An 11,413-nucleotide genomic window follows, 5' to 3' on the forward strand; every position below is an offset into this window, starting at 1 on the left:
GGAGGAGTCATGCTGAAAGTCGGTGATCAAGCGCCGGATTTTGCCTTGCCCAATGCGGACCTTAATAAATCCGAACTCGGTGACTATCTGGGCAAACGTAATCTGGTGCTCTATTTCTATCCCAAGGACAACACGCCGGGCTGCACCATCGAGGCGCTGGAGTTCTCAGATCTGATGGATGAATTTCAGGCGGCAGAGACCGACATTCTGGGCGTCAGCATGGACAACTGCCTCAGTCATGGTGATTTCCGCGATAAGAACGGCCTCACCATCGGCCTGCTGGCCGACATCGACGGCACTCTCTGTCAGGACTATTACGTCTGGAAGGAGAAGGAGGCGCATGGCGAGAAACGCATGGGTATCCTGCGCTCCACCTTTATCATCGACAAACAGGGCGTCATCCGCCACGCTCTCTATGACGTCAAGCCCAAAGGGCACGCCCAGGTGGTACTGGAACTCGTCAAGTCACTCTGAGCCAAACCCGAGACGCTCGAACAGACCCGCCAGCTCCGTATCCGGCCGCGTTCCGATTGACAGGGCAACCCCGCTGTAGGGATGTACAAAGTTCAGCTCCGCGGCCATCAACAGCAGACGACAGATCCCGAACCGGTCCCTGAATAGCTGGTTATGCCGCCCGTCGCCGTGCGTGGTATCCCCTACAATCGGATGAAAGATGTGTTTCATGTGTTTGCGGATCTGATGCATGCGCCCGGTCTCCGGGCGCACCTCCAACAGAGAATAGCGTGCACTGGCATAGCGCCCGACGGCTATCGGCAGCTCCACGGTAGCCAGCCGGCGATAACCGGTGACCGCCGCTTGCGGTGCCTTGTGGGCCTCCTCCCGCAGGGGATAATCGATCACATCCGACTCGGCGGTATAGCCCCTGACCACCGCCAGATAGCGCTTTTGCACCTGGCGCTGTTCAAACAACTGCACCAGCCGTCGCGCCGCATCCGAATCCAGGCCGAAAATCAGCACCCCGGAGGTCGGCCGGTCCAGGCGATGGACCGGATAGACCCGCCGACCGATCTGGTCACGCAACTGCTGCAGCAGGAAACGGCTGTCCTCGGAGATACGGGTGCGGTGCACCAGCAGGCCGGCCGGCTTGTCTACCGCGATATAGTGTTCATCCCGATACAGGATCGTCATCTCGCTCATGGGCGCATCATGCCACACTTTGCGGATAGGCATGGCTTGGGTTAATGTGCCTGCACCGGCAGCCGCTTGACTACAAGATGTGAAACTCCGCACCCAGATACTGCTGTTTTTCTTCGCCTTCGCCCTCACCCCGCTACTGATTGCGGTGGTGATCAATCTGCCGTTGGTGCTGGAGCGCATGGACCTGTTTTATCAGAAGGCGCATCTGCAGAATCTGCGCGCCGACTTCCGCGATCTGGATCAGCACCTGGCCAGTCGCCACGAGATGGTGCGATTGCTGGCCAAGCTGCCGGAACCGGGCACGGTGCTGGGTATCAGCGACGAGAACAACAGCGACAAAAATATCGATCTGGCCCGCACCCGCTATATCCAGTGGATCAACCAGATCCTCCACGAGCAGCTGGACATCGTGCAGATTGTGTTTCTCGATGCCCAGGGCGATGAGCAGTTCTGGCTCGACCGGGACCGGGAGAACCAGTCCTGGCAACCTACCGTGCGACGTCCCGGCAGGGCGCCAAAGGCCCTGATCAGTGCCGCGTTGCAGGCGGAGCCGGGCCGCGTACTGGTCAGTGCGCTCAGTCTTAACCCGGATGCGGGCGCGCTGGACCCGCGCCGTTTCATGACCCTGCGCCTGATCACCCCAATCTTCAGCCAGGAGAGTGGGGCCCCCATCGGCGCCGTGATGCTGAATATCGATGTGGGCGGTATCGCCCGCTTCTACCGCGACACCCTGTGGGTAAACGATGACGGTGACTTTCTGGAGATCCCCGCCCCCGGCACCCCCACCGGCAACGCCTTTGAGCGTTATCCCGGCCTGCAGCCACTGTTTGCGGAGGAGAAACCGGCGCTCTGGAAAGGGCACGATGAGCAGATCATGTGGGTGCCGATGTTCCGCACCGAGCAGTCCCGGTCGCTCTGGGTCGGGCGACTGGTGGATCCCTCGCCCATTGCCGAATTCCGCAACGCCCTTACCCTGCGCGTGCTGAGCATTGTGTTTCTGTTGATGCTGGCCACCTGGCTCGCCTCCCGCTGGCTGGCGAAGCGGGCGGAGCGCCTGAGCCGTGAACTGATCGACGGCATCCAGCAGATCCTGGAACATGAGGCGCCGGTCACTTTCGACTGGAAAGGCCCCCAGGAGCTGAAACGCCTGGGGATGAATCTCTCCCGCCTGGCAGAGGAGCATGGCCGCACCTCACGTAACCTGCGGGCCCATGCCCGGGAGCTGGAGGAGTCCAACCGCTACAAGTCCCAGTTCCTGGCCAACATCAGCCATGAGCTGAAGACGCCGCTCAACTCCATCCTGCTGCTCTCCAAGCTGCTGGCCGGCTCCAGGCAGGGGCTGAGCGAGGATCAGATCAAGCAGGCACGGGTCATCCATGAGGCGGGCAGCGATCTGCAGGCGCTGATCGACAATATCCTGGACCTCTCCCGCATTGAGGCGCGGCGTATCCCGCTACATGCCGAAACCGTCAACCTGACACCCCTGCTGCACGGCCTGGTTGAGCTGGTCCAACCCCAATTCGACGCCAAGGGGCTGGCGCTGCGGCTGGAGATTGCCAGCAATGTCCCGGAGCAGATCATCAGCGACCCGGAAAAACTGCGCCAGATTCTCAAGAACTTCCTCTCCAATGCGGTCAAGTTCACCGAGGCGGGCGAGGTAGTGATCCGGGTGGTCGTTGCCGATCCGGCCGACGCGGAGTCCTATGCCCTGCAGATCAGCGTGACCGACAGCGGCATCGGCATCCCGCCAGCCAAGCATGCCGAGATCTTCGAGGCGTTCAAGCAGGCCGATGGCGCCACCAACCGCCGTTATGGCGGTACCGGCCTGGGTCTCACCATCAGCCGGCAACTGGCCGGGCTGCTGGGCGGGGAGATACGACTGCACAGCAGCCCCGGTCAGGGCAGCCGGTTCACGCTGCTACTACCCGCCAAACTGGATCCCGAGCAGCCCGCCACGCCTGTATCGGAGACAATCACCAGCCCGGAACTCCCCGCGCCGGCAGAGGCCGATCCGGCCGACCACTACCTGGGCAGGCACTCGCTACTGGTGGTGGATGCCAATCTGCACAACCTGTTGCAACTGACCCCGCTGCTGGAACAGGCCGGCCTCAAGGTCACGGCGGCGGAGGACGCCGGCGAGGCGATCGAACTGATGGCCGATGAGCCATTTGCCCTGGTGTTGATTGACATCATTCTGCCCTGCGAGGAGTGCTGTGATACGATCAAACGTATTAAACAGACCCAGCGGCTGCCGGTGATTGCCATACTCGCCGGACCGGCCCCGGAGATTGAGGCGGCCTGTCGGGCAGCCGGTGCGGACGCCCTGATCCAGCGGCCGATTGATCGTGGACAGTTGCACAGGCTGCTCGCACAATATCTACCAGCGGAAGTTGTAGACAGCAAATGATGAAAAATTGCCAGGAGAGACAATTTTCACGGCCACAGGCCGCCCGCCAGGGTGCGGCACAGGGATGTGCCGCATGAACCGCTACAGCGGGTTTACCCTCCTGGCCGTGGACGACCACGCGCACAACCTCTTTACCCTGCGCACCCTGCTGCTGCAGCATATGGACGTGACCATACTGGAGGCCACATCCGGACAGCAGGCGCTGGACATCGCTCTGGGTGACACCCACATCGACCTGATTATTCTCGATGTGCAGATGCCAGAGATGGACGGCTTTCAGACCGCCTCCATGCTGAAGATTCGCAAAAAGACCCGGGATATACCGATCATCTTTCTCACCGCCGCCTTCAAGACCCAGGAGTTCCAGCAGAAGGGCTATGAAGTGGGTGCGGTGGATTATCTGTTGAAACCGATTGATGACAATCAGTTGATCAACAAGATCAGCACTTATTTCCGGCTGATCGAGAAAGAGCGCAACCTCAACCGGGTACTGGAACAGAAGGTGGCGGAACGCACCGCGGAGCTGGCACAGGCAAAGCAGCACCTGGAAAACATTATCAACTATATGGGCGAGGCGCTACTGGTGCTGAGTCCCGATGGCAAGGTCCGCGAGGTCAATCCGGCCCTGCGGCGCATGCTCGGCTATAGCGATGAAGAGCTGCTCGGCATGGGCATCGGTGATATTTTTGAAGAGGAGGGCGACGAACAGGCCGGCGCCTTCATGGGTACCTGGCTGGAGGCACTGATCCGGGTCGGCGCCCTGAACCAGATCGAGGCCCGCTTCATCACCCATGACGGACGACGCATTCCGATCCTGTTCTCCCGGACTGCGGTGAAAAATGAGCATGGAGAGATATCCGATATTTTATGTATTGCCAAGGATATGAGCGGCTATATCCGACAGGATGAGCTGTCAGAGGATAGTGCATCCAGCATAGATATGCCCTCTTGAGTTGTAAAAGGAGTCAATCATGAGTGACCAAAGCCCACCCCTGGATAATGAAGACACCACCCTGACCGCCAACGCACTCAAGGCGATGGCCCATCCGCTACGCTGGAAAATCCTCTGCTCACTGGGCGATGATGAACTGTCGGTCGGTGAGATCGTGGAGCGCACCGGCACTTCGCAGAGCAATATCTCGCAACACCTGGAGCAGCTGCGCAACAAGAATATCGTGATCTCGAGAAAGGAGGCCAACCGCATCTACTACCGGATTCGCAACGGCCAGTTGCTGACCCTGATCGGTACCATGCGTACCGTCCTTTGTCCTGCCAATCTGGATGAACGCCATCCCCACGAAAAGGATTAGGTCACCAGGTCCAAACCAGGAATTTTTTACTTGAATCCGGTATTCTTGGCCGGATGACACCCGAGCAATTTTACCAGCACCAGCTGCAACAGAATGCGGTAGTAGCGGACCCGGACCAGGCGGCCGTGGTCGCTGAACTCCAGGCACTCTATAAGCGGCTGATTCAGCCGGCGCCTCCCCCCCCCGAACCGGACCTGCTCAGCCGGCTGTTGAAACGCACGCCTCAGCGGGAAATCAACCCCGCCACCGGTCTGTACCTGTGGGGCGGCGTTGGCCGGGGTAAAACCTGGCTGGTGGACCTGTTCTTCAACCAACTGCCGTTTGATAACAAACTGCGCATCCATTTTCACCACTTCATGCGCAATACCCATGAGTCGCTCAGCCGTCTCAAGGGGGTAAAAAATCCCCTCGACCGGGTCGCCGAATCCCTGGCCGCCCGTACACGCATCCTCTGCCTGGACGAATTCATTGTCACTGATATCGGCGATGCCATGATCCTGGCCCAACTCCTGAAGTCCCTGTTCAGTCGCGGCGTCACCCTGGTCACCACCTCCAACACCGCACCGGACAACCTGTATCGAAACGGCCTGCAGCGAGCCAGTTTCCTGCCCGCGATCGAGTTGATCAAACAGCACACCCGGGTGATTCACCTGGATAGCACAACCGATTACCGGCTGCGCTACCTGCAACAGGCCACCGTCTACCACACACCCTTGGGAGCGGCGGTTAATCAGCGCCTGATTGAAGAGTTCGAACAACTGGCACCCGAACCGGGCCAGAGTGGCGGAACAATCTCCTTGTACGGGCGTGAAATTCCCGTCCAGCGGCTGGCGGACGACCTGATCTGGTTCGACTTTTTCGCCATCTGCGGCCCCCCACGCAGCCAGGCCGACTACCTGGAACTGGCACGCTGTTACCATACCGTGATCATTTCCGATATTCCGCTGCTGACCGGTGAGCTGGACGATGCGGCACGCCGCTTTGTCTTCCTGGTCGATGAGTTTTACGATCGGGGGGTCAAGCTGATCATCAGCGCGGCAGCTGGTCCGCTGGATCTATACCGGGGCGAGCGGCTGAAAGCGGAGTTCGAGCGGGCCGTCAGCCGGCTGCAAGAGATGCAGTCGATTGAATATCTGTCACGGGAGCATCGTGCATGACCAATGAAATAGTCGATTTACAGACCCGCATTGCGTTTCAGGAAGACGCCATCCACCAGCTCAACCTGACCGTCAGTCAGCTGCAAAACCAGCTCAATACCCTGCAACTGGCCATCAAAGAGCTGCATCTGCGGATGCAGAACCTCACACCACCGGAAGACGGAAGCGGCGGACACGAGATCCCGCCGCATTATTAACCCGCATTGTTCACCGCGAAACCCCGCGGACGCCCCACCCCCATCCCGACAGGCAAGTTTCGCGCGCCCATCAATTGCAATCGTTCAGGTTCGTTGGATTAGGCCAGGATAATCCGACCCGCGAATCCGCAGGCGGGCCGCGTTAGCCTGTTGGGGTTCGCAAGCTCACACCAACCTATGGGCTCATATGCTTCCCGGACACAGCAAAACAGTATGGGTAATCCCGGTTAACGCTCGTCCCATTGTTAAATAAATAATCCATTACATCTTGACACTTAAACGATAATGATTATCATTAACTGCCAGATCACAAGGAGACTGAATCATGCAATGTGTCATCGATGCTTGGCTGGAGCGCAGCGACCCGTGCCTGCGGCTGCTGGATGCCGAAACCGGCCAGGAGATACTGCGTTGCGGCGCCGGCTGGATTCTACCCCTGCTGGAGCGCGGCGACCTGACCCTGGAAGATATTCAGGACGAAGGACTGAGCTACGCCGAGCGGTTGGGCCTGCCGTTTGACCAACCCACATTCCGCGCCCGCTAGTCCATGTGCAATCTTCTAAAAAAGCGCTTCGAGCCGCCCCGGACTACCGTTCCAAGGCGCCTGAAGCTGTGGGAGCTGGAGCACCGCTTTCACTGTGCTGTCCTCGGCACCTGCCTGACCCTGCCTGAATTGCACAGGCTCATCCGCCAGGCGGGCATCGAGCTGGAACCCAAACACAGCGACTATGACGCCCACACCGCTCTGGTTGGCAGTGCGGGCCGGGAGTGTCGTGCCGCACGACTGCTCACCCGCCTCCTGGATAGAAAATTCCGCGCAGCCATCAATCAGCTTGCCAAATGCGATAATCAGGATCTTACCGGCTATTGGCAGCAGGCCCTGCAAACGGGCAATATCGCGGGTCCTTTCTGGGCGTTGGCCACCCACCCACAGATCAGTACCACCTTGATGCAGCGTATCTACGGCGATGTACATATGCTGTCGCATCTGGCCGGTGCCGCCAATCGCGCCAACCTGAAGCGGCTTGCAGCCCTGGACGCCAATATCACCGAATTGCGTGCAACGGCAGTGCGTGCCCGGCGCCAACACCATGAACAACTGGCACAGAAGGAGGCAGTCATCCAGGAACTGGAGGCACAGCTGCTGCGCCGGCTTGCCCGCGACAAACCGGCAATTGAGAAGGACAATGCGGCGTTGAATGAACAGCTTGCCGCAAGTCGCCGGGAACTGAGCCAAGCGGTACGCCAGCTGGAGCGAACCCGGCGCCGGCTCACCAACCTGACTCGACGTAACGAGCAGCTGCAACAGCAACGAGCCTCCGCCTATACAGCATTAAGCAAGCTGGAAGCAGAACAGCAGGCCAGCGAACTGGCCCTGCACCAGCTGCTGGGGAGCGACGAGACACCGGACCAGCCGACCACCGACCTGTGCGGCCGGCAGATCGTCTACGTAGGCGGGCACCCCTCCCTGTCACCCCACTTCCGCGCCCTGGTGGAGAAGTTCAGGGGACGCTTTGAGCACCATGACGGCGGTATCGAGGAGAGCCGCGCCAACCTGCACTGCCTGCTGAGTAAGGCGGACATGGTGTTCTGCCCGGTCGACTGCATCAGCCACGACGCCTGTCTGAAGGTGAAACGCTTTTGCAAGCAGAACGCCAAGGCCTTCATACCACTTCGCAGCTCCGGCCTCTCCGCCTTTGCCAGGGAGCTGTCCCAATTACCGCTAACTGATACTTATGAACAATAGGCCACTGGATGCCATGTCAATAAACTCCGCCATTAAATCGACCATCCTTAGCCGGCGTGATCAACCACCGGGCGGACGCTCAACCGGACTGTTCTGGGCTACCGCCCTGACCGCGCTCCTGCTGGCAGGACTGGTAGCCCCTGCCGGGATGTAGGGAGCACATCAATTCTTTGAATTGACGGGTACGCACCTGTCCACCGAGCGTGGCAACAACCGATACAACTCTATCAACCTATCCACAGACACAAGGGGACAACGTGAAAAAACACTATCTAGGTGTAGCGATCATCTCGCTACTGACGTCGTACGGCGCACAAGCCGACAATCTGTCCGACGCCTTTAAAAACGGCACCGTCAGCGGTGACCTGAACCTCTTTTACAAGGGCATCGACAACCGTAGCAGCACGGACAGCGGCTACGGCACCGGCTTTCTTGGCCTGAAATATGAGACGGCGCCACTGAACGGCCTGCAGATGAGCCTCGCCTTGCGTCACGGCAGCGAGCTGGACGAGGACAACCCGGGCGATTCGGACGAGGGCGTCGGCACCCTGGTGACCGAGGCCTATCTCAGCTATCGGGGCGATGGCTTCGGCGCCGTGTTGGGTCGCCAGGCAGTTGATTTGGAGTGGGTCGGGGATTATCACGAAGCCGTGACCCTGACCAGCGATATGCTACCGGCCACGGAGCTCACCGCCGGCTACAGCCGCAGTCTGGCGGTTGCAGACGAGGACGATCTGCAGCACAGCTTCACCGATATCGGCGATAACGGTGCCTGGTTCCTGGATGCCAAGGTCAGCCCGGCCGAGGGACTGGTGCTTAATCCCTACTATATCCACGTGAACGATATTTTCGACGGCCTGGGTCTGAAGGCCGATTTTGAACACGCCTCCGGCCTGGGCCTGACCGCCCACTATGCCGCCTCGGACGTGGAAGTGGCTGGCGAGGCGGACGGGGCCATTCTGCACCTGGAATTGCGCGGCACGCTGGGCGGGCTCGCATTGGCGGCCGGTTACATCGACACCGACAGGCAGGGCGGCGTGGGCCACCTGGACGACCTGGGCGAAAACATCAATCCGCTGGAGGATGGCAATCAGGTCTACGTCGCCGATGCCCAGACCTGGTACCTGGGCGCCGAGTACAGTATCGGCCACGCCACCCTGGGACTGATAGTCGGCCACAGTGACTATGCCGGCAACAGCGAGGAGCGCGAGATTAATCTGGCCCTCGGCTACGATCTGGCGGACATCGCCGAGAACCTGAGCGTGAATCTGGTCTATGCCGACATCGATGCCGACGCCAACATCGATGATTATGAAAAACTGACCCTAATGCTCAGCTACGGTTTCTGAGCACGTGTGGGGGCGCCTACGGGGCGCCCTATGATTGAGGATACGGGCATAAGCATCGCAGGTTGGGATGAGGAACGAATCCCAACAACAGGGATCGATCATTTCCGGGATCAGGATTTAACCTCCGGATGTCGGGTTTCGCAGCATAAATCCATCCCAGAACAAAAAACCCCGGCCGGTTTCCCGGTCGGGGTCATTCAGGATCATGGTTTTAACGGACGGCGAGGCTCAATCACTACCCCAGCTTTTCCCTTTTACCCCGGGGCTATGGTAGGCCTGACTCAGTTCATGCACCGCCTCGACCAACACCCCGGCATGTTCCGGGTTTACATCAGGATGGATGCCGTGGCCAAGGTTGAACACATGTCCGGGACCGTGACCGTAGCTGGCCAGTACCCGGCCCACCTCTTCACGGATACGTTCGGGTGCGGCATAGAGGATGCTGGGGTCCACGTTACCCTGCAGCGCCACCCGGTCCTTGACCCTTACCCGGGCATCGGCCAGATCGGTGGTCCAGTCCACGCCCAGGGCATCGCAGCCGGTGCGGGACATGGCATCCAGCCACTGACCACCGCCCTTGGTGAACAGGATCACCGGCACCTTGCGGCCCTCGCTTTCACGCACCAGCCCCTGAACAATGCGCTCCATATAGGCCAGTGAAAACAGCTGGTAGTCGCGTGGACTCAGCACCCCGCCCCAGGTATCGAACACCATCACCGCCTGCGCCCCGGCGGCGATCTGGGCATTCAGATAACTGATCACCGACTCCGCCACCTTGCCCAGCAGGCTGTGCATCAGGTCGGGCCGATCGAACATCATCTCCTTCACCTTGGCGAAGTTCTTGGTGCTGCTGCCCTCCACCATGTAGGTGGCCAGGGTCCAGGGACTGCCGGAGAAGCCGATCAGCGGCACCCGTCCATCCAGTTCACGGCGGATGGTGCGCACCGCATCCATGACATAACCCAGGTCGTCTTCCGGGTCGGGCACGCCCAGCGCGGCGACCGCCGCCTCGTCCTGCACCGGGTTTTTGAATTTCGGACCCTCTCCCTCGGTAAAATAGAGGCCCAGGCCCATGGCATCGGGGATAGTGAGGATGTCTGAGAACAGGATGGCGGCATCCAGGGGAAAACGCTCCAGCGGCTGCAGGGTTACTTCACAGGCCAGCTCCGGGTTCATGCAGAGATCCATGAAACTGCCGGCCCTGGCACGGGTGGCCCGATACTCCGGCAGATACCGTCCCGCCTGGCGCATCATCCAGACCGGGGTCATGTCCACGGGTTCACGCAGCAGGGCGCGGAGAAATCGATCGTTTTTCAAGCTGGACACAGCGCGTTTCCTTTGTTGACACCAAGAGACCACCGGCCTCTGTTGCCGGTGAGAGGGCGAGTTTACACCTAAATAGCCAATGACACACGGCGCCAGTGGCAATCCATGGCGCCGTGTGTCTCCACATGGCTGGTCAGGCCAACGGCAACCCCTCAGTAATCGCCTTTCTTGCCCACCCCGACAAAGGCGAAATCCCACTCCAGATCAAACGGTGCCCACCAGGCACCGACACCGGTCTCCTTGTCGGTATGCCGATAGAACCCATTATAGGCCGGTGGCTTGATGTGGTACTTGAGGTGGTACTTGCCGGGACCGTTCAGCTTGATGTTATCCGCATAGTGGGGGCCGTCGGAGGCCACCATGGGCATGAAACTGCCGGTCGTGGACCAGTCACCACCCTGCTGGGTGATGGTGTAGCTGATGTCCAGGTAGGGTATCCATTCCCCCTCACCAAAGCCGTTCTGGTTGCCCTTAATGGCGTGTATATCTGCCTCCAGGTGGATATCGGCCTTGTCCATGCCGGGCAGCATCGGCTCCATCATGGTCGGCTGCAGGTAGACCGCCGCGACCTCCATGCCGTTCAGTTCCACCGGATCACCGATCGGCTGCTCGCCGGCGATAACCATTCCACTCCCCAACAGGCCCGCCAGGGCCAGACTCAATGCATTTCGTTTCATATCGAACTCCACTATTATTAATACGACTCATTCGCATTGTTGAGCCAAAAAAAACCCCGCCAGAGACCTCCCCGGCGAGGCAAGA

The 11,413-nt window shown here is 59.8% G+C and carries 13 protein-coding genes; 10 read left to right on the plus strand and 3 right to left on the minus strand.

Translation table 11 applies throughout. The features are described 5' to 3' along the window. Positions 1-9 precede the first annotated feature (9 nt). On the plus strand, positions 10-474 hold the full coding sequence (locus tag ACHZBF_RS16800) for a peroxiredoxin (RefSeq protein WP_029132287.1): 465 nt from the start codon (positions 10-12) through the stop codon (positions 472-474). Here ACHZBF_RS16800 and ACHZBF_RS16805 read toward each other — a convergent pair. After that, positions 466-1,158 (minus strand): pseudouridine synthase, encoded by a 693-nt coding sequence (locus ACHZBF_RS16805; protein ID WP_335342984.1) that lies wholly within the window; start codon positions 1,156-1,158, stop codon positions 466-468. The genes ACHZBF_RS16800 and ACHZBF_RS16805 overlap by 9 nt on opposite strands. A 79-nt stretch (positions 1,159-1,237) precedes the next feature. Between ACHZBF_RS16805 and ACHZBF_RS16810 the strand changes: the two genes are divergently transcribed. From ACHZBF_RS16810 to ACHZBF_RS16850, 9 genes are all read left to right on the plus strand, one after another. Next, positions 1,238-3,565 (plus strand): ATP-binding response regulator, encoded by a 2,328-nt coding sequence (locus ACHZBF_RS16810; RefSeq protein WP_273440240.1) that lies wholly within the window; start codon positions 1,238-1,240, stop codon positions 3,563-3,565. 73 nt (positions 3,566-3,638) lie between these two features. Continuing rightward, complete coding sequence (locus tag ACHZBF_RS16815) at positions 3,639-4,517, plus strand: response regulator (RefSeq protein WP_321529075.1); 879 nt, start codon at positions 3,639-3,641, stop codon at positions 4,515-4,517. 19 nt (positions 4,518-4,536) lie between these two features. Continuing rightward, entirely contained in the window at positions 4,537-4,875 is a 339-nt protein-coding gene (locus ACHZBF_RS16820; protein ID WP_029132284.1) for an ArsR/SmtB family transcription factor, read from the plus strand. Positions 4,876-4,928: 53 nt separating this feature from the next. Next, positions 4,929-6,032 carry a cell division protein ZapE gene (gene zapE, locus ACHZBF_RS16825; protein WP_321529076.1) on the plus strand — a complete coding sequence of 368 codons (1,104 nt, stop codon included), beginning with the start codon at positions 4,929-4,931 and terminating at the stop codon, positions 6,030-6,032. Then, positions 6,029-6,229 (plus strand): SlyX family protein, encoded by a 201-nt coding sequence (locus ACHZBF_RS16830; RefSeq protein ID WP_321529077.1) that lies wholly within the window; start codon positions 6,029-6,031, stop codon positions 6,227-6,229. Before zapE ends, ACHZBF_RS16830 begins: the two co-directional genes overlap by 4 nt. Before the next feature lie 325 nt (positions 6,230-6,554). Continuing rightward, a complete protein-coding gene (locus ACHZBF_RS16835) occupies positions 6,555-6,773 on the plus strand; it encodes a hypothetical protein (protein ID WP_029132281.1) in 219 nt (72 codons plus the stop codon). Between the two features lie 3 nt (positions 6,774-6,776). After that, on the plus strand, positions 6,777-7,976 hold the full coding sequence (locus tag ACHZBF_RS16840; RefSeq protein WP_029132280.1) for a DUF2325 domain-containing protein: 1,200 nt from the start codon (positions 6,777-6,779) through the stop codon (positions 7,974-7,976). After that, entirely contained in the window at positions 7,966-8,130 is a 165-nt protein-coding gene (locus ACHZBF_RS16845) for a hypothetical protein (protein WP_157606703.1), read from the plus strand. The genes ACHZBF_RS16840 and ACHZBF_RS16845 overlap by 11 nt, the downstream gene beginning before the upstream one ends. 103 nt (positions 8,131-8,233) lie before the next feature. Further along, positions 8,234-9,325 (plus strand): Opr family porin, encoded by a 1,092-nt coding sequence (locus ACHZBF_RS16850; RefSeq protein WP_321529078.1) that lies wholly within the window; start codon positions 8,234-8,236, stop codon positions 9,323-9,325. 228 nt (positions 9,326-9,553) lie between these two features. Here the strand turns inward: ACHZBF_RS16850 and hemE are convergent, their stop codons facing one another. Continuing rightward, the gene (gene hemE, locus ACHZBF_RS16855; protein WP_321529079.1) at positions 9,554-10,651 is read right to left on the minus strand and encodes a uroporphyrinogen decarboxylase; all 1,098 of its coding nucleotides are present in this window, start codon (positions 10,649-10,651) and stop codon (positions 9,554-9,556) included. Between the two features lie 152 nt (positions 10,652-10,803). Further along, positions 10,804-11,328, minus strand: coding sequence for an iron transporter (locus tag ACHZBF_RS16860; protein ID WP_273440251.1), 525 nt, complete (start codon positions 11,326-11,328; stop codon positions 10,804-10,806). Positions 11,329-11,413: the final 85 nt, after the last annotated feature.

The organism is Sedimenticola selenatireducens, assembly GCF_963675335.2.
GTDB classification, from domain to species: domain Bacteria; phylum Pseudomonadota; class Gammaproteobacteria; order Chromatiales; family Chromatiaceae; genus Sedimenticola; species Sedimenticola selenatireducens.

Excerpts from the sequence above, each read along its gene's own strand:
- ACHZBF_RS16805 (WP_335342984.1), bottom strand. The coding sequence starts at position 1,158 with ATGAGCGAGATGACGATCCTGTATCGGGATGAACACTATATCGCGGTA.
- ACHZBF_RS16845 (WP_157606703.1), top strand. The coding sequence starts at position 7,966 with ATGAACAATAGGCCACTGGATGCCATGTCAATAAACTCCGCCATTAAA.
- ACHZBF_RS16820 (WP_029132284.1), top strand. The coding sequence starts at position 4,537 with ATGAGTGACCAAAGCCCACCCCTGGATAATGAAGACACCACCCTGACC.
- ACHZBF_RS16800 (WP_029132287.1), top strand. The coding sequence starts at position 10 with ATGCTGAAAGTCGGTGATCAAGCGCCGGATTTTGCCTTGCCCAATGCG.
- zapE (WP_321529076.1), top strand. The coding sequence starts at position 4,929 with ATGACACCCGAGCAATTTTACCAGCACCAGCTGCAACAGAATGCGGTA.
- ACHZBF_RS16835 (WP_029132281.1), top strand. The coding sequence starts at position 6,555 with ATGCAATGTGTCATCGATGCTTGGCTGGAGCGCAGCGACCCGTGCCTG.
- ACHZBF_RS16860 (WP_273440251.1), bottom strand. The coding sequence starts at position 11,328 with ATGAAACGAAATGCATTGAGTCTGGCCCTGGCGGGCCTGTTGGGGAGT.
- ACHZBF_RS16830 (WP_321529077.1), top strand. The coding sequence starts at position 6,029 with ATGACCAATGAAATAGTCGATTTACAGACCCGCATTGCGTTTCAGGAA.
- ACHZBF_RS16815 (WP_321529075.1), top strand. The coding sequence starts at position 3,639 with ATGAACCGCTACAGCGGGTTTACCCTCCTGGCCGTGGACGACCACGCG.
- ACHZBF_RS16840 (WP_029132280.1), top strand. The coding sequence starts at position 6,777 with ATGTGCAATCTTCTAAAAAAGCGCTTCGAGCCGCCCCGGACTACCGTT.